Here is a 16288-nt window from a genome sequence, read left to right as displayed (position 1 = left end):
AGGCATCACTTGACGGATTTGACCAACCCGTGGATCGTGACCGCGTTCCTCGGGGCCGACGCCTGCCTGCTCGATTCCGTGCGCGAACTCCGGGCGCGGATCCTGTTCGACCGCGGCCGCCGTCCGGCCTTCCGCCGAGCGGACGGTTCCCATGCCGACGACCAGGATCTCGACTTCGGGGCCTGGCATTTCATCGCCCGCCAGCATCCGGACGGCCCGCCGCTCGGCTACATCCGGCTCTCCACCCCCACCACCGGCGACCGTTTCCAGTCACGGGCCTACCTCGGCACTGAACGCTACGAGGAACTGCTTGCCACACAAGGCATCGACGTGGCGGACACGTTCGAACACAGCAGGCTCGTCGTCGAGCACCGGTCCCGGAAACTCGGACTCGGGCAGTACCTCAACGCGCTCGCGATCGGCGCGGCGCACCACCTCGGCGCCCACGCGATGATCGGGACGTCGGGTACGAAGGACGGCCAGGACCGCTTCCACGAGCAGTTCGGTTTCCGTTCCATGCCGGGCACTCGCCGCTATGTCGAGCAGTACACCGAAGACGTCGTGATCATGTTCCACCGCGTCGCCGAGGGCGCCGGACGGCACCACGATCTCGTCAGCCGGTTGCGCGACGAATTCCCGGCGATGGCCGCCGCCGGGCCCTCGCCGCTGCTCTCCGAAGAGCCGTCCGGACGGCTCGCGCCCACCGCGCTGGCCGGCGTCTCCGGACCCGATCGCGACGTGTGGCAGCCGACGCTGCTCGCGCCCCGCGACCCCACTGATTTCCAAGCCCTGACGGCGTTACTGGCCTCCGGCGAGGTCCGCGAAGTCCACGACACCATCGACGAACAGCTCTCGGAGCTGATCCGCAGCCGTGAACCGTCGTGCCGCGACTCGACCGAAATCGAGGCCAGGAAACGGGAACAGCTCGCCGGGCTGACGATGTGGGAGTACGGCAGCTGGGTCTGGTACCCGTGGTCGCAGCGGCTCGTGCACGTACTGCCACGCGACGAGTACCGCCTCGTCCGCACCGATCGCAACCGCGGCAAGGTCGACCGTCCCGAACAGCGCCGTCTGCTGGGCAAGCGGATCGGGATCATCGGGCTCTCGGTCGGCAACAGCGCGGCGCTCACCTTCGCGCTCGAAGGTATCGGCGGCGCCTACAAACTCGCCGACTTCGACGACTTCAGCCTCTCGAACCTGAACCGGCTGCGCGCGGGCATCCACGAACTCGGTGTCAACAAGGCGGTCCTGTCCGCACGCCAGATGTTCGAGATCGACCCGTACCTCGACATCGAGATCCACCGGGGCGGGCTGACCGAGGACAACATCGAGGCGTTCTTCGTCGGCGGACAGGGCTCGATCGACCTGCTCATCGAGGAATGCGACACGCCATGGGTCAAGGTCGCCGCCCGTGAGTACGCACGCGACCTGCGCCTCCCCGTCGTCATGGACTGCAACGACCGCGGCATGCTCGACGTCGAACGCTTCGACCTCGAACCGGACCGGCCACTGCTGCACGGCCTGCTCGGCGACATCAAATCCGTGGACGTCGCCGACCTGACCCCCCAGGAGAAGGTGGAGCTCATCCTGGCCATGGTCGACGCCGACCGGATCAGCCCGGAACTGGCCGCGTCCTTCGGTGAACTGGGCCGCACGCTGAGCAGCTGGCCGCAACTGGCCTCCGGCGTGGCCCTCGGTGGCGCGCTCTGCGGCGAGGCCGCGCGACGCATCCTGCTCGGCTTGCCTTGCGCTTCCGGCCGGTTCTACACCGACCTCGACCGTCAGCTCAGCCCCGAACGGAGCACGGTCACATGAGCCCGCTCCCCGTCCGGATCGCCGGCACCGGCGTGCACCTGCCGCCGGACATCGTCACCAACCGGCGGCTCTCTGAAACCCTCGACACCTCCGACGAGTGGATCGTCAACCGCACCGGGATCCGCGAACGCCGTTGGCTCGCACCGGATCTCGCCACCTCGGACATGTGTGTGGCGGCCGCGCGGCCCGCGCTCGCGACGGCCGGATGCACCGCGAGGGACGTCGACGCGATCATCGTCGCGACCTACACCTACGATCAGCCACTGCCCTCGACGGCGTTGATCGTCAAGGAGGCGCTCGGCGCGTACCGGGCGCTCACCTTCGACATCACGCAGGCCGCCTGCGCGAACGGCGTCCAGGCGCTGTTCCTCGCGTCGCTGCTGGTGGAAACCGGTGCCGCGGAACGGGTCCTGGTGGTCGCGGCCGACAGCGCGTCCCGCGTGACGGACCCGGAGGACCGCACCACGCGCGTGTTCTTCGGAGACGCCGCGGGCGCCGCCGTCGTGACCCGGGCGACGACGCCCGGAACGGGCCTGCTCGGCTGGGACTTCGGCGCGGAACTGTCGTACGACGTCGAGATCCCGGCAGGCGGCTCGCGGCAGCCCGCCGGGGCGACGACGTTCACCGACCGACGGCACTATCTCAAGATGAACGGCCGGACCGTCTGGGACACCGCGACCCGGTGCCTGCCCGACAGCGTCCTGAACGCCACGGACCGCGCCGGGCTGCCGGTGGACGAAGTGACCCACTTCTTCCTCCACCAGGCCAATCTGAACATCGTCCAGGCGGCGATGGACAAACTCGGGGTCCCGCGCGACCGCGCGCCGATCACCGTCGACAAGCTCGGGAACACCGGTTCGGCGGGTGTGTTCACCGTGCTCCACAAGGGCTTCGAGGAGGGCTCTGTACGACCGGGTGACACCTTCGTGGTCTCGGCGATCGGCGCGGGATTCCAGTGGGGAACCTTGTGCTTCAGGGCATAGGCACCGCTTCGATGACCGCCACCGCCGTCGGCAGCCGGTGGACCCGCCGGACCGTGAAGCCCGCTTTGTCGAGCAGGTCGCCGAAGCATTCGTCGTCCCAGTCGTGCAGGATCTGGCGCAGCACATAGAGATCGCCACCCCCGGGAACCTCGCCGAAGAAGTCGCCGCCGATCGTGGTGCAGCGCTGCGCCGGCCCGGCGCGGTGCATCCGCGCGCTCGCGGTCGCGGCGACCTTCTGGCTGTCGAGCAGCACCCCTTCGGCGTCGGCGTGCTCACCCAGCAACCGGGCGAGAAGCGTGCCGGTGCGCACGGTGTCCGCCATCCCCGTCCACGCCGCGCCACACCGAGCGGGGCGAGTTCGTACGCGCCGTCGTCCCGGGCGGCGTAGAGCTCGAACGCGGCGAGGCCACGCAAGAGCTACGCGGGCCGGTGGGTCGTGAGTGATAAGGAGGGTTAGAACGACCCTTACCACTCACGACGCGCTTGCCCCAGTGCTGTCCGAGGTTCGAGCGCGGCCCTGGTTCCGGTCCGACGAGTGGTCAGCGCCGGGGCGTGGGCGTGCCGAAGGGCCCGTCGCCGGTTCGGTGGCGGGCTCTTCGGTTCCTGCGGTCAAGCGGCGGCGCGGTGGAGGGTGTTGCGCCGGGGACTTCGAAGTGGGTCGCGGTATTGGGGTGGGATGAACTCCGGTAACCCGTCGGCGGCCATCCGCACTTCCCACTCACCGTGATGGATCAGCCGGTGGTGGAAGCCACAGAGCAACACGAGGTTCCGGAGGTCGGTCCGTCCGCCGTCTGCCCAGTGATGAATATGGTGTGCGTGACAATTCTTCGGTCGCCGATGGCAGCCCGGGAACGCGCAGCCGCCGTCGCGGATGTTCAACGCCCGTCGCTGGCCGGGTGTGACGAACCGCCTCAGCCGCCCCACATCGAGGGGCTCACCAGCGGCGTTGAGCACCACCGGCAACATGAGGCAGTCGCAGGCGGCCATGCGGGCTTCGCGGGCGGTCATCTCCCCGACGTAGTCCAGGCAGGCCTTGCCGATCCCGGTCTTCAGCTCATCGAGACCGACGGTCACGTGGATCAGGGTCCGGTAGCCGTTGGTGCCGGGCTGATCCGGGCACGCGATCGCGAGGTCCAGGAGTTCGGCCCACGCGTCGCCTTGGCGTTCTGTTTTGGTGCGGAAGTCGGCCTGACCGAACTCATCGGCCGGGCGAGGCTTCGCATAAGCCTCAAGCGCTGCCGCGGTCCGGGCACCCAACTCATCATCAAGAAGGCCCTTGATCTTCCAGAACCCGTCCTTACGGCGTTCCACGGTCAGTTCACGACGCGGCTGAGAGGGTTCGGGATCCTTCGGCTCCGTGCCGTCAGGATCCAGCAAGCCCAGCAGGGTGCTCCCCAGTTCCGAAACTTCACTGGGACCCGCATCCCGAGCCAGGTCGACGAGGGTCTTCTCCGTACGCTCCCGAGCTTCGACAGACACCTCAGCCGGAATCTCCTTCAAGATCCCCAAGATCTGCTTGATCCGCTCCTGCCCGATCGCACCGTCCGCCGCCGCAGCAGCCGTCGCGGGCGCGAACGCGGGAATCTCACGACCATCCAAGGCACGCGTGGGATTCAGATCGATCGCCTGATTCACATACGGACGCGCCTCAGCCTGAGACAAACCGGCGACATCGGCGAACCACGCCAACGTCGTCCCATACCCATACAAATCCTTGGAACCACGAGACTCGATCTCCGCCAAATACCGGCCCAGACCAGCCGACGCGACCCGCATCAGCTGCAGGAACTGCTGCACGCCATGAGCAAGCTCCAGCTTGCCTGCGCGCCACAGCTCCTGCGGCAACTCGGGAACGAACGTCGTCTCGGACACACCCCAAGAATACCAAACCCTGTCGAACATGTGTTCGTAATCTTAGGCAACATTTAAAGTGGTCCAAATAACCCGGAAGGGTGACTTTGCCATAACCGGCCGACCACGGACAGAAATCCGCCTCTTATCGAGAGACATGGTGTGACGTTCCCGCCAAAGGTTCCCCCGCCTTCAACCGCATTCAGAGGACTAAACGCTACGAATCACCAGGCGGAGGTGACCGACCCGTTCCGCCCGCGACAGCACCGACCCACCGCCCCACCGGCCACAGCCCTCACCGGCTCCGAAGCTCGCTCCCCCGCCGCAGGTTCGTGACCAACGCCGTCGACTTCCCCGTGACAGCAGCGGCAAGCGGCCGTTCGAGCCCCGGAAGCCTTGCCACACGAAGAAAGACCCGACGTGCCTGAAGCAGGAACCGATTCGCAGGCAAGAACCACCGTGCGCCACGACGAGCGACCTGTTGCTTCTCGGTCACCACCGGCCGGACCAACCGCTCGTACTCCGCGAGAGCCGCCGGGATCGAGGACGTCCGTGCGAGCTGCTCGGCCAGCACGAACGCGCCGGCGATTCCCAGGGAGGCGCCCTGCCCGGCGAGCAGTGAGACGGCGTAGCAAGCGTCGCCGACGAGAACGACCCGTCCGCGGCTCCAGGACGGCATGTCGATCTGCGCGACCTGGTCGTAGTAGACCTCGCCGGGAGGTGGGCAGAGTTCAAGCGCCCGAGGCACGGCCCAGCCGAGAGAACCGTAGGCCGCGCGGAGGGCCGCTCGCGGATCGCTCGGCAGGGCCGGGTCCGTCGCGCGATGTACGGCGAACGCGGCGAGCCTGCCGTCGCGGAGACCGTAGAAGCCCATCTGCGCCCCGATGGTGTCGGTCAGGCAGAACCGCTCCCCCACCTCCTCGCGGATCGTCGCGTCCTCGAAGACGAACGCCGCGGTATGAAAACCGAGATATCGCAGGAATCGTCGCTCGTCTCCGAAGACCAGTCTCCGTACGGTCGAGTGGATTCCGTCCGCACCCACCAGCAGATCGGCCTCGATCACCTCGCCGTCCACGACGGTGATCCGCACCCGGTCGCCCAAGTCCTCCACGTCGGTGACCCTGGCACCGAAGCGTACGTCCACTGTGGACGGAAGTTCCGAACGCAGCACGCGCTCCAGATCGGGACGCATGATGCTGCACAGCCTGCCACCCACCGACTTGGCGAACCGGACGTAGTCGATCCCCGCCCGGCGACGTCCGTGCTCGTCCAGCAAGCTTGCTTCGTCCACCTGGTACGCGACGTCCTTGACCTGCGGCAGCAGGCCCATTTCCTCGACGGCGTCGTAACCCGGGCCGAAGAAGTCGATCATGTAGCCCTGGTCGCGCGGGCCCGGGGCCCGTTCCAGCACTACGACCTCGACATCCCGCGCCGCGAGCCGGTGCGCCAGCGCCAGCCCGGTGATCCCGGCACCGCAGATCGCCACCCTCATCGGGTTCCTCCCTTTCGGACCAGCCTGCGCAGGACACCGGCGATGACGCCGGGGTCGGTTTCCGGTTCGAGCGCGCGGTGCAGCAGAAGACCGTCGACCGTCGCGAAGAGCACCGCGGCCGTGCCGTCGGCGTCGGCCACTCCGCGCTCCGCCAGCCAGGCACCGACCGTCGTCCGCAGCCCGGCGAGGAGGTCTCGGATCTCCCGCCGCACGTCGTCGTCACGCGTCGCGGCCAGGTACGCCTCGGCGAACAGCAGCGACATCGGGTCGGTGCCGGTGTATCCGCCGATCGACGCCAGCACCGCGTCCACCATCTCCTCGGGCGTCTCGACGGTTTCCAGCATCGGCTCGAAGACGCCGGCGACCTCGCGCATCGCACCCAGCACGCCCTCGATCAGCAGCGCTTGCAGTGACGGGAAGTGGTAGTGCACGACGCTCGGCGTGACCCCGGCGCGTTCAGCCAGGATCCGGGTACTCACCGCGGACCAGCCCAGTTCGGGCACCAGCGCGACCGCGGCCTCCAGCAACCGCCCCCGTACGGCCTGGCCTCGCGCCGCGGCCGGTGAGACTGCCACATCCGCCTCCTAGGGCGTTCGTCCTGTACGAATGCCCTGATCGTACGCCCGACTTCGAGCAGCCGACAAACTCGGTGGTCACAGGGTCGCCCGAGCACGCACGCGCCCCTGTCGTCGAGCCGGCACGGCGCGGACCAGACGGCGACCGTGACCCTCTGCGCTCGGGCATCGCCGCGGGCACGTTGACCTCGCCGAGAACGGCCCCGCCCGGGTCGTCGAATCGCCGGAAAGTCGCCGCCCCGACACCATTCACGCGACCGAGTGATCGAATCCCGTGATGATCACCCGCCCGAGCGACGAACTAAGCCGCTCCCCGCGGGATCCTTAGCGCCCGCCCAGCACCCGTTCCTAGCGTCGATCACGTCCCATAAATGACCACAAAGGACGGTCGACATGAACACCACCAGGAAGCTCGGTCTGCTCTCCGCGCTCACGATCGGCGCCACCGTGCTCGTCTCGGCGACACCGGCGAACGCCGCCGAGACAACGGCCGAGGGGCAGTTCGATTGCGGGATCGCGAGCTGCAGCTACGTCTTCACCAAGAAGGCCACGAACACCATCGCCAGCGACGGTCTCGCCGCGGCCGGCCTGTGCGCCGCCATTCCCACACCGGGTAACGGTGCGTGCGCGGCGGGGTTCGCGGTCGTCGTCGTGACCGCGAAAGTGGCCAAGAGCAAGGGAAAGTGCGTGAAGCTGAATGTCGCCAAGATCGCGCCGCACCCGATCTGGACCTCCGTGGACGGCGGCTCGCGCTGCCGTTGAGCGGATGCCGGTGGCCCGGAACCCGGACAGGGTTCCGGACCACCGGCAAAATTGACCTCACCCGGCCTCGAAGCTCTCGCCAAGCTTGCCTTCCACCTGACACCCTGGGAGAGCACATGGTCTCGAAGCTTCGCGTCACGATCGGCATGTTCGTCCTGCTCGTGTTGGCGGGCGGAACGATCGCGTTACTGATCTCTCTCGACGCGGGCGCCTTCTGGATCAAGAGCCTGCCGATCGCCGTGATGGTCGGCGGCGCGGCCGTCGCGCAGTCCCTCGGTCTCTTCACCAAGTCCACCAAGGACAAAGCCCCCAAAGAGTAGGGACCGGTCCCCGCGCTCGTCGTTAGCGTGCTGCCCCATGACCGAACTGGGTGCCTACGTCGAGCGTTACGAAACGAACAATCGGCGACGCGCTCTGATGGCCGTGGTCGCGATGGTGCTCGGGCTGCCCTTCGCCGCTCTCGGGGCTTTCTTGTTCTGGGTCGGCGAGCAGGGCAGAGGCGGCGCCAACCAGGCCATCCCCGGCGTCATCATCGGCTGTGGGCTGGGCTTGGCACTGCTGGGCATCTCGCTCGCTTGGCAGTCCGTCAGGCGGCGGGGCGAGGTGTTCACCCTCTACGAAGCCGGGTTCGTGCACACCTGGGGCAAGACGACCACGGTGGTGCCGTGGACCACGATCGCCACGGTCACCGACCAGAGCAAGAACAACATCCTCGCCAGGACCTTCGGGGGCGACGTCGGCTGTCTGGTCGAACTCGCCGACGGCCGCAAGGTGCTCATCAACGGATACACCGAAGGCGCGGCTGTGCTGATGTACAACGTCTTCGAAGCCACCCGACGCTGAGTCCCAGGGCAACCCTTCGACCCTGACGCGCGTTCTCCGGACACGGGGAGGGGTGGCCATGGAGATCATCGTCGCGAACGAACTCGAAGTACGCGCCGTCATACTGACGCTGCGGGCCAAGGGATCGGGGCTCACTTTCCGCCTGTTCCCGATGATCCATCTCGGGACCCGGTCCTATTTCGACGCCGTGCGGCGGCAGGCGAACGCGTGCGACGTCGTGGTGGCCGAAGGCGTCGGGGACGCGAAAGCGGCGACCCGGCTGACGGCGGCGTACCGGTTGGCTGCCCGGAACAAGCGGCTGGGCCTGGTAGTACAGGACCTGAAGGCCGACACCTTCACCGCGCCGACCGTCCGCCCGGACCTCGACGGCCCGGCGTTCACCGAGGGCTGGCGCCGGGTCCCGCTCGGTGACCGGCTGATGCTCTCCCTCTTGGCGCCCGCACTGGGCGTCTTCCTCCGCGGCTTCGGCACCCGTGGGATGTTGGCGCGTTTCCTGACCGTCGACGACGAAGACGACTCCTGGACCGAAACCGCCGAGGTCATCCCCGAATTCGACGACCTGCTCGGCGGCAGCCGCGACAAACTGCTCGTGGACGCGCTGGCCGAACTGCACGAGCGGAGGCATCACGAGCCCGGGCCGATCGCCGTCGTCTACGGCGCCGAACACATGCGCGCCGTCGTCCGCGAGCTCCGCGCACGCTTCGGCTACGTGGTGCGGGACGCGGAGTACGTGACCGTCTTCAGCCTCTGACCGACTGGGGCGAGAAGGTCTTCCGGTAGTCCTGCGGGGAAACCCCGACGACCTTGTGGAAATGGTGGCGCAGCAGGGCACCCGAGCCGAAACCGCAGCGGCGCGCGACCTCGTCGATGCCCAGCGTCGTCCGCTCCAGCAGCGACCTGGCGTGCAGCACCCGCTGGGTGGAAAGCCAGCGGTGCGGCGTCGTGCCGGTCTCGGCGACGAACTTGCGGGCGAAGGTGCGCTCGGACATCCGGGCGTGGCGCGCGAGGTCCGCGACGGGGTGTTCGCGGTCGATGGTGTCGAGCATCCAGGTGAGCACCGGCTGCAGGCTGTCGCTCGTGCACTCCGGGATCGGCGTCTCGACGAACTGCCGCTGCCCGCCCTCGCGCTGCGGTGGCACCACCATGCGCCGGGCGATCGCGGTGGCCACGGCGGAGCCGAGTTCGCGCCGCACCAGGTGCAGGCAGGCGTCGATGCCGGCGGCGGTGCCCGCGCTGGTGATGATGTCGCCGTCGTCGACGAAGAGGACGTCGGGGTCCAGTTCGGCCAGCGGGAAGCGTTTGCGGAACCTGGTGCTGTGCCGCCAGTGGTTCGTGCACCGCCGTCCGTCGAGCAGGCCGGCGGCCCCCAGCACGAACGCGCCCGTGCAGACCGAGAGCAGCGTGGCTCCCCGGGCCGAAGCCGCGCGAAGTGCTTCAAGCACCGCAGGCGGGTACTCGTCGCGAACGTCACAAGCCGACATCACGACGAGGTCCGCGTCTTCGGTCGCTTCGAGCCCGTATTCCGGGGTCACCTTGACGCCGTGACCGAGGCTCAGTGGTTCTCCCGCCTTCTCCCCGCACACACGGAAATCGAGTAGTGGCACTCCGTCATCGGTGCGGTCCTCACCGAACACCTCGCAGACGACGCCGAACTCGAAGGCGGCGAAGTCGTCTATCAGCACTACGGCGACGCTCTTCAGCATGACCGAAGCATAGCTGGCAGGATTTTGACGCACAACGACAGAACTGCCACTTTTGGCAGGATGTCGAGTGGCGCAAACTTACTGCCATGACCGCAATCATCGTCACAGTCGCCTTCATCGCCCTCGTCACCTACGGCCTGCAGCGCAACCACGCGCGGCAGGGAAACCCGCGAGTCGCCGGCCTCGTCCACGCCGACGACCGGGACCGCGCCTTCGCCCTGAACTCAAGTCCACAAAGGACATTTACGCGTTTTTCCTTACCCGCCGAGAAGAACACCGGCCGGATCACTCGAGTCGCGGCGATCGCCGGTGGCAAGTAAGGTCGGAAAGGACGACCGGTTCAGCCACGCTCTCACGAGAGCGTCGGCCGCTCCGTCCCGCCGTTCTGCCGTGCACCCGGTTTGTGACTAGGGTGCAGTAGTGCAAATGGGTTAACTCGGGCGGAAGGAGATCGCGCTGTCATCGGCGCGTGGCTGAAAACATGAGTGCGCAGGACGGTAAACAAGCGGAAGAAGAGGTCGTGGCCGAAGCCGCGACAGACCTCGCACACGCACCGGATACGACAGGTCCGGGGCACACGCCTGATGAGCACGTCCCGCTCGACCTCGCCGCCGAACGGCCCGCCGAAACCGACCGCACCGTCTTCGGTGTGGCGGCGGCCCTCGCGCTCGCGATCATCGTCTGGGGCGTCCTCGCGCCGGAGAGCCTCGCGAATGTCGCGTCGACCCTCCTCAACGACGCCGTGATTCCTTACGGTGGCTGGGCTTTCGTCCTCACCGCGAGCGGATTCGTGATCTTCGCGGTCTGTCTCGCCATCAGCCGCTACGGCCGGATCCCGCTGGGCGGGGACAAGGAACTGCCCGAATTCCGGACCTCGTCGTGGATCGCGATGATGTTCAGTGCCGGAATGGGCATCGGCCTGATGTTCTTCGGTGTCTACGAACCGGTTTCCCACCTCGCGAGCCCTCCCCCGGGCACCGCGGCCCCGAACTCCGACGAAGCCGTCCACACCGCGATGGCGACGACGTTGTTCCACTGGACCGTGCACCCGTGGGCGATCTACGCCGTGGTCGGTCTCGCGATCGCCTACAGCACCTTCCGCAAGGGCCGCTCGCAGCTGATCAGTTCGGTGTTCGCACCGCTGATCGGCAAGCGGCGCACGGAAGGCCCGCTGGGCAAGGCGATCGACATCATGGCGATCTTCGCCACGCTGTTCGGTTCCGCCGCTTCACTGGGCCTCGGCGCCCTGCAGGTGGGTGGCGGTATGGGCGCCGTCGGCTGGATCGACGACCCGGGCAAGGGCCTGCTGGTCGCGATCATCGCGATCCTGACCATCGCGTTCATCGCTTCGGCGGTGTCCGGTGTGGCCAAGGGCATCCAGTGGCTGTCCAACATCAACATGGTGCTCGCCGCGGTCCTCGCGGTGTTCGTCCTGGTGGTCGGGCCGACCGTGCTGATCCTCAACATCGTGCCGGGTGCGATCGGCGACTACTTCCGCGAACTGGCGGAGATGTCGGGCCGCACCGGGATGACCGGTGGCGACGAGATGCAGACCTGGCTCGGCGGCTGGACGGTCTTCTACTGGGCGTGGTGGATCTCGTGGACGCCCTTCGTCGGCATGTTCATCGCGCGGATCTCGCGCGGCCGCACGATCCGCCAGTTCATCTTCGGTGTCATCGCGATCCCGAGCGTCGTGAGCCTGATCTGGTTCGCGATCTTCGGTGGCGCGGCGATCAGCAGGCAGCGGGCGGGGACGGACATCGCGGGCGCGGGCAGTGCGCAGTCGGCGACGTTCGAACTGCTCGAAACCCTGCCGTGGTTCATCCCGATCGCGATCCTGGTGATGATCCTGGTGTCCATCTTCTTCGTCTCCGGTGCGGACGCGGCGTCGGTGGTGATGGGCACGTTGTCCCAGCGCGGAAGCGTGCATCCGAGGAAGAACGTGGTCATCTTCTGGGGCGTGCTGATGGGCGCCGTCGCGGCGGTGATGCTGCTGGTCGGCGGGGACAAGGCGCTGACCGGTCTGCAGAATCTCACCATCCTGATCGCGGTGCCGTTCGTGTTCGTGATGGTCGGCTTGTGCGCGTCGGTCTGGAAGGACCTGCGCAACGACCCGCTGATGAAGCAGGAAGACGCGATGATGCTGTCGCTGAAGGAACTGCACGAGGAACGCACGAACGGCCACGGCCGCCGTCGCATCCTCGGACGGTCCAAGCAGAAGTCCTGATCTGAAGTACGTGAAGGCCCCCTTCATTGCGCTAGGCGCAGTGAAGGGGGCCTTCACGTACTTCCGGGGTCACGCACGGCCGATGGCCACGAAGGCGCACAGCGCGAGGTAGCCCAGATCCAGCAGCGCGACCTTGGGTTCGTGACGGCGGATCCGCAGGACCACGGCGCCGGCCATGACCAGCGCCAGCCCGAGCGCGGCCAGCGGCACCAGTACCGGGGCGAGGTCGAGCAGCGCGGGCAGGATCAGGCCCACGGCACCCACGAGCTCGATCGCCCCGATGGCCTTCAGCGTGCCAGGGCTGAAATCCAGCACCCAGCCCGCCGCGGACCCCACACCGGCGATCTTTTCCCGCGGGATGAACAGTTTCCCGACGCCGGAGACGAGATAGATGACCGCCAGCAAACCGGCGACGATCCACAGTGCGGTGTCCATCAGTGCCCCGGAATCTGGCCGGGCCGGTAGTCGCCCGCCGGCTGCCGGGTGATGACGTTCAGCCGGTTGAAGGCGTTGATGAGGGCGATCTGCGTCACCAGCGCCAGCAGCTGCTCGTCGTCGTAGTGCTTGGCGGCGGCTTCCCACGCCTCGTCGGTGACGCCGGTGCCGTCGGCGAGGCGGCAGCCCTGCTCGGTGAGTTCCAGTGCGGCGCGTTCGGCCTCGGTGTAGACCGTCGCCTCCCGCCACGCCGCGACCAGGTTCAGCCGGACCGACGTCTCCCCCGCCTCGGCCGCGTCCTTGGTGTGCATGTCGAGGCAACCCGAGCAGCCGTTGATCTGGCTGGCGCGGATGTTCACCAGTTCCCTTGTCGCCGCGGGAAGTTCCGTGGCCTCGATGACCTTCGCCGCCGAGACGAGGTGCTTGACCAGCTTCGGCGCGAGAGCGGTCTTGAAGAGTTCGAGCCTTGCCTGCATGGGATTTCTCCTTCTCGTCCGTTGTTCACTTACTTGGACGAGGGGGCCTCCGGAGAGGTAACACCCATGGCCGCGAGGCGACGTGGATCACTCACGGAGTCGATCGCGACGATGCGGCCGTCGGCGATGGTGCACGCCATCACCCCGGCGAGCTTCCCGTTCTTCTTCCAGGTCACGATGCCGGGCTTGCCGTTGACCAGTGCGGGACGCGAGGTCACCACGGCACGGGCGCCCTGCTGCACCCGGGTCGCCACCTCGGCCGCGCCCAGCCGGACGACCACGCCTCGCGCGGTCTCCGAACGCCAGGTGACGTCGGGGTCGAGCATCTGGATCAGCCCGTCGAAGTCACCTTCGCGCGCGGCCGCGAGGAACGCCTCGACCACCGCGCGCTGCTGCGGTTCGTCGGCCGGACGCCGTCCCTGCACCTTCCGGCGGGCCCGGCTGGCGAGCATCTTGGCGGCGTCCGCGGATTTACCGAGGATCTCCCCGACCTCGGCGAACGGCACCGCGAACAGGTCGTGCAGCACGAACGCGAGCCGTTCGGAGGGGCCGAGGGTGTCGAGCACCACCAGCAGCGCCAGCCCGACCGATTCGGCGAGCAGGGCGTCTTCCTCGGGGGCCGCGTCGGCGTCCTCGATGACCATCAGCTCGGGCGGTTCGTCGTCGTAGGTCGCCTCGGGCCGGGCCTTGCGGGACCGCAGGACGTCGATGCAGACGCGGCCGACGACGGTGGTCAGCCAGCCGGACAGGTTGTCGATGGTGTCCGTGTCCTGGCGCGCGAGCCGCAGCCAGGCCTCCTGGACCGCGTCTTCGGCGTCGGCGCGGGAACCGAGCATCCGGTGGGCGACCGCCACCAGGCGGCCGCGCTGCTCCTCGAAAGCGCCCGCCAGGGCATCGCCGGGACCTGCTCCGGTCATGTCCGTTACCTTTCTCGCGCCGAATCCGTCATGGACATGACGAGTGCGGCACCGGAAAGGTAACCGGCCGCCCTTCGAACCTATGGTGCCCGGGGTGCGGCGGCCCCGCGCTCGCGTGCTCAAGCCCGGATCTCACGTGTTCGGAGACGGATCTCACGTGCTTGGAGACCGCACACGCGAGTGCGGCATCCAGACACGCGAGTCACGTCTTCGCCCACCACCCGGCGAAGTGCTCCGGCGAGTCGCGGACCGCAGACGTGTGAAGGCCCTCTTCCCCCGGCTGAACCGAGGGAAGAGGGCCTTCACGCGCTACCGGCTCGCTCAGACGTCGCGGATGGGCGTCTTCACGACCTTCTTCATGCCGGGGTTCTTCGACTCCGGCCGTTTCTGCGGTTCCGGTTCCGCGGTCGAGCCGCCGATGCCGGACTCGATGGCCGCCGTCACGATCAGGTTCCGCTCATCGGACGAGAGGACCTCGCCGTCGAGGAGTTCCTGGGTGACCGCCCGCACGTAGACGACGAACTGGTCGTTCGACGAGTAGTCGGACTCGTCGTCGATCACGTCGTTGATCGTGCAGCCGTTGCCGGTGTCGCGGTTCTCGACCTGGCTGTCCGCCGAGCCGAGGATCACGGTGTCCCGGACGTCGGAGTCCGGGCAGGCGTCCGGACCCGGCGGTGCGGCGACGATGGTGAACGCGCCGCCCTGTTCCGCCGAGACGTTGCCCGCCTTGTCGGACGCCCGGTAGGTCAGCGTGTGCGTGCCGAGCGCGGTCACCTTGACCGGCGCGGTGTAGACCGCCCACGCCCCGCCGTCCAGCTGGTACTCGATCTTGTCGACGCCGGAGCCGGTGTCGGTCGCGGTCAGGTTGATGGTCGCGTCCTGGATGTAGGACCAGCTTCCGTCCAGGTCACCGCTCACCACCACGGAGACGACCGGCGCGGTGCTGTCGTCGCCTTCGACGATGGTGAACGTGGCCGTGCCTTCCGGCGAGGCGTTGCCGGCCTTGTCGGTCGCGCGGTAGTTCACCGTGTGCGCGCCGACGACGGTCAGCGCGAGCGGCGCCGAGTACGCCAGCCACGGGCCGCCGTCCAGTTTGTACTCGACCTTGTCCACACCGGACCCGGCGTCGGTGGCCGTCAGGGTCACCGTCGCCTTGCCGATGTAGTTGCCGTCGGCGTCCTTGTTGCCGGTCACCGCGGAGGTCACGGTGGGCGCGGTGGTGTCACCGCTGACCACCGTGAAATGCGCCATGCCCTCCGGGGAGACGTTGCCCGCCTTGTCCGAAGCGCGGTAGTGGACCATGTGCATACCCGGCGCGGTCACCGCGACCGGAGCCGTGTACGCGGTCCACGCGCCTTCGTCCACTTTGTACTCGACCTTGTCGACGCCGGAGCCGGCATCGGTGGCGGTGAGCTTCACGGTGGCGGTGTCGAGGTAGTTGCCCTCGCCGTCCTTGGTCCCGGTCACTTCGGAGGTCACCGTCGGCGGAGTCGTGTCGCCGGGCTGCCCGGTGACGACGCTGAACGACGACATCCCCTCCGGGGAAACGTTCCCGGCCTTGTCGGTGGCCTTGTAGTGGACCATGTGGGAGCCGACCGCGGAGACCACCACGGGCGCCGAGTACGCGGTCCACGCTCCGCCGTCGAGCTGGTACTCGACCTTGTCCACACCGGACTGGCTGTCCGTCGCGGCCAGATTCACCGTCGCGGAACCGACGTAGTTCCCGGCGGTGTCCTTGGTGCCGGTGACGTTGGCGGTCACGGTCGGCGGTGTGGTGTCGGCGCCGCCGCCGTCGGTGACGACGAGCTCGCCGACCATTTTGCTGTGCCCCTGCACCGTGCAGTAGAACCGGTACTTCCCGGGCGTCAGCGTCACGGTCGCTTCGTGCTCGCCGTTCTGCTCGTCGAACGGGTTCGCGAGGATGTTGAGGTTGACGTCGTGGTTGTAGCCCGCGGTCGTCGTGTCGAACGTCAGCGAGTGCGACATCGTCGAACCGAGTGCTTCGGTGTTCTTGAAGAGGATCTTGGTCTCACCGGCCACCGCGGTGGTGGGCGCGCTGAGGTAGTGGTCGGTGCTGTCGCCGGCGGTCCATTCCAGGGTCTGGACCGGGGCGGCGGAGGCAGGCGCGGAAGAGCCGGGCAAGGCCAGGCCCAGTATGGCGAACGCCGCGACCAGCACGGCCACAGCGAGGTTTCTTGGGGACATCACG

Annotated in this window: 17 protein-coding genes; 8 read left to right on the top strand and 9 right to left on the bottom strand. The window is 67.8% G+C overall.

Annotated elements, in window-relative coordinates:
* Positions 1-9: 9 nt before the first annotated feature.
* Both H5J31_RS21915 and H5J31_RS21910 read left to right on the top strand, forming a co-directional pair.
* Positions 10-1815: a ThiF family adenylyltransferase gene (locus tag H5J31_RS21915; RefSeq protein WP_181774496.1), complete on the top strand. Its 1806-nt coding sequence runs from the start codon at positions 10-12 to the stop codon at positions 1813-1815.
* Positions 1812-2798: a 3-oxoacyl-ACP synthase III family protein gene (locus H5J31_RS21910; RefSeq protein WP_181774495.1), complete on the top strand. Its 987-nt coding sequence runs from the start codon at positions 1812-1814 to the stop codon at positions 2796-2798. Before H5J31_RS21915 ends, H5J31_RS21910 begins: the two co-directional genes overlap by 4 nt.
* Here the strand turns inward: H5J31_RS21910 and H5J31_RS21905 are convergent.
* The 4 genes from H5J31_RS21905 to H5J31_RS21890 all read right to left on the bottom strand — a co-directional run bounded on the left by H5J31_RS21905 (position 2788) and on the right by H5J31_RS21890 (position 6716).
* A complete protein-coding gene (locus tag H5J31_RS21905; RefSeq protein ID WP_181774494.1) occupies positions 2788-3120 on the bottom strand; it encodes a methyltransferase in 333 nt (110 codons plus the stop codon). The two genes, H5J31_RS21910 and H5J31_RS21905, sit on opposite strands and share 11 nt — an antisense overlap.
* Positions 3121-3407: 287 nt before the next feature.
* The gene (locus tag H5J31_RS21900) at positions 3408-4700 is read right to left on the bottom strand and encodes an HNH endonuclease signature motif containing protein (protein WP_181774493.1); all 1293 of its coding nucleotides are present in this window, start codon (positions 4698-4700) and stop codon (positions 3408-3410) included.
* A 244-nt stretch (positions 4701-4944) separates the two neighbouring features.
* Positions 4945-6141, bottom strand: a complete 1197-nt coding sequence (locus H5J31_RS21895) for an FAD-dependent oxidoreductase (RefSeq protein WP_181774492.1) — start codon at positions 6139-6141, stop codon at positions 4945-4947.
* On the bottom strand, positions 6138-6716 hold the full coding sequence (locus H5J31_RS21890; RefSeq protein ID WP_181774491.1) for a TetR/AcrR family transcriptional regulator: 579 nt from the start codon (positions 6714-6716) through the stop codon (positions 6138-6140). The genes H5J31_RS21895 and H5J31_RS21890 overlap by 4 nt, the downstream gene beginning before the upstream one ends.
* Positions 6717-7109: 393 nt before the next feature.
* Between H5J31_RS21890 and H5J31_RS21885 the strand changes: the two genes are divergently transcribed.
* The 4 genes from H5J31_RS21885 (at position 7110) to H5J31_RS21870 (ending at position 9072) form a co-directional block, all read left to right on the top strand.
* A complete protein-coding gene (locus tag H5J31_RS21885; protein ID WP_181774490.1) occupies positions 7110-7478 on the top strand; it encodes a hypothetical protein in 369 nt (122 codons plus the stop codon).
* A gap of 116 nt (positions 7479-7594) precedes the next feature.
* Positions 7595-7798, top strand: a complete 204-nt coding sequence (locus H5J31_RS21880; RefSeq protein WP_181774489.1) for a hypothetical protein — start codon at positions 7595-7597, stop codon at positions 7796-7798.
* A gap of 37 nt (positions 7799-7835) precedes the next feature.
* Positions 7836-8321, top strand: a complete 486-nt coding sequence (locus H5J31_RS21875) for a hypothetical protein (RefSeq protein ID WP_181774488.1) — start codon at positions 7836-7838, stop codon at positions 8319-8321.
* A 58-nt stretch (positions 8322-8379) separates the two neighbouring features.
* Positions 8380-9072 carry a hypothetical protein gene (locus H5J31_RS21870; RefSeq protein ID WP_181774487.1) on the top strand — a complete coding sequence of 231 codons (693 nt, stop codon included), beginning with the start codon at positions 8380-8382 and terminating at the stop codon, positions 9070-9072.
* On the opposite strand, the gene H5J31_RS21865 is transcribed toward H5J31_RS21870, so the two are convergent.
* Positions 9062-10024, bottom strand: a complete 963-nt coding sequence (locus H5J31_RS21865; RefSeq protein WP_181774486.1) for a GlxA family transcriptional regulator — start codon at positions 10022-10024, stop codon at positions 9062-9064. The two genes, H5J31_RS21870 and H5J31_RS21865, sit on opposite strands and share 11 nt — an antisense overlap.
* Before the next feature lie 86 nt (positions 10025-10110).
* Here H5J31_RS21865 and H5J31_RS21860 point away from each other — a divergent pair, with 86 nt between their 5' ends.
* Entirely contained in the window at positions 10111-10344 is a 234-nt protein-coding gene (locus H5J31_RS21860; RefSeq protein ID WP_181774485.1) for a hypothetical protein, read from the top strand.
* Positions 10345-10505: 161 nt separating this feature from the next.
* Positions 10506-12251 carry a BCCT family transporter gene (locus H5J31_RS21855; RefSeq protein ID WP_181774532.1) on the top strand — a complete coding sequence of 582 codons (1746 nt, stop codon included), beginning with the start codon at positions 10506-10508 and terminating at the stop codon, positions 12249-12251.
* A gap of 69 nt (positions 12252-12320) precedes the next feature.
* On the opposite strand, the gene H5J31_RS21850 is transcribed toward H5J31_RS21855, so the two are convergent.
* The 4 genes from H5J31_RS21850 to H5J31_RS21835 form a co-directional block, all read right to left on the bottom strand.
* On the bottom strand, positions 12321-12686 hold the full coding sequence (locus H5J31_RS21850; RefSeq protein WP_181774484.1) for a DoxX family protein: 366 nt from the start codon (positions 12684-12686) through the stop codon (positions 12321-12323).
* Positions 12686-13162 carry a carboxymuconolactone decarboxylase family protein gene (locus tag H5J31_RS21845; protein ID WP_181774483.1) on the bottom strand — a complete coding sequence of 159 codons (477 nt, stop codon included), beginning with the start codon at positions 13160-13162 and terminating at the stop codon, positions 12686-12688. The genes H5J31_RS21850 and H5J31_RS21845 overlap by 1 nt, the downstream gene beginning before the upstream one ends.
* A 29-nt stretch (positions 13163-13191) precedes the next feature.
* Complete coding sequence (locus H5J31_RS21840; protein WP_181774482.1) at positions 13192-14079, bottom strand: sigma-70 family RNA polymerase sigma factor; 888 nt, start codon at positions 14077-14079, stop codon at positions 13192-13194.
* Positions 14080-14400: 321 nt separating this feature from the next.
* Positions 14401-16284: an OmpL47-type beta-barrel domain-containing protein gene (locus tag H5J31_RS21835; RefSeq protein WP_181774481.1), complete on the bottom strand. Its 1884-nt coding sequence runs from the start codon at positions 16282-16284 to the stop codon at positions 14401-14403.
* Positions 16285-16288: the final 4 nt, after the last annotated feature.

Origin of the sequence: Amycolatopsis pittospori (assembly GCF_013870525.1) — a bacterium.
In the GTDB taxonomy this organism is placed as follows: Bacteria; Actinomycetota; Actinomycetes; order Mycobacteriales; family Pseudonocardiaceae; genus Amycolatopsis; species Amycolatopsis pittospori.
This window is presented reverse-complemented; position numbering and strand designations above follow the sequence as displayed.

Excerpts from the sequence above, each read along its gene's own strand:
- H5J31_RS21900 (WP_181774493.1), bottom strand. The coding sequence starts at position 4,700 with ATGTTCGACAGGGTTTGGTATTCTTGGGGTGTGTCCGAGACGACGTTC.
- H5J31_RS21895 (WP_181774492.1), bottom strand. The coding sequence starts at position 6,141 with ATGAGGGTGGCGATCTGCGGTGCCGGGATCACCGGGCTGGCGCTGGCG.
- H5J31_RS21875 (WP_181774488.1), top strand. The coding sequence starts at position 7,836 with ATGACCGAACTGGGTGCCTACGTCGAGCGTTACGAAACGAACAATCGG.
- H5J31_RS21845 (WP_181774483.1), bottom strand. The coding sequence starts at position 13,162 with ATGCAGGCAAGGCTCGAACTCTTCAAGACCGCTCTCGCGCCGAAGCTG.
- H5J31_RS21865 (WP_181774486.1), bottom strand. The coding sequence starts at position 10,024 with ATGCTGAAGAGCGTCGCCGTAGTGCTGATAGACGACTTCGCCGCCTTC.
- H5J31_RS21840 (WP_181774482.1), bottom strand. The coding sequence starts at position 14,079 with ATGACCGGAGCAGGTCCCGGCGATGCCCTGGCGGGCGCTTTCGAGGAG.
- H5J31_RS21860 (WP_181774485.1), top strand. The coding sequence starts at position 10,111 with ATGACCGCAATCATCGTCACAGTCGCCTTCATCGCCCTCGTCACCTAC.
- H5J31_RS21885 (WP_181774490.1), top strand. The coding sequence starts at position 7,110 with ATGAACACCACCAGGAAGCTCGGTCTGCTCTCCGCGCTCACGATCGGC.
- H5J31_RS21835 (WP_181774481.1), bottom strand. The coding sequence starts at position 16,284 with ATGTCCCCAAGAAACCTCGCTGTGGCCGTGCTGGTCGCGGCGTTCGCC.
- H5J31_RS21910 (WP_181774495.1), top strand. The coding sequence starts at position 1,812 with ATGAGCCCGCTCCCCGTCCGGATCGCCGGCACCGGCGTGCACCTGCCG.
- H5J31_RS21905 (WP_181774494.1), bottom strand. The coding sequence starts at position 3,120 with ATGGCGGACACCGTGCGCACCGGCACGCTTCTCGCCCGGTTGCTGGGT.
- H5J31_RS21870 (WP_181774487.1), top strand. The coding sequence starts at position 8,380 with ATGGAGATCATCGTCGCGAACGAACTCGAAGTACGCGCCGTCATACTG.
- H5J31_RS21855 (WP_181774532.1), top strand. The coding sequence starts at position 10,506 with ATGAGTGCGCAGGACGGTAAACAAGCGGAAGAAGAGGTCGTGGCCGAA.
- H5J31_RS21850 (WP_181774484.1), bottom strand. The coding sequence starts at position 12,686 with ATGGACACCGCACTGTGGATCGTCGCCGGTTTGCTGGCGGTCATCTAT.
- H5J31_RS21880 (WP_181774489.1), top strand. The coding sequence starts at position 7,595 with ATGGTCTCGAAGCTTCGCGTCACGATCGGCATGTTCGTCCTGCTCGTG.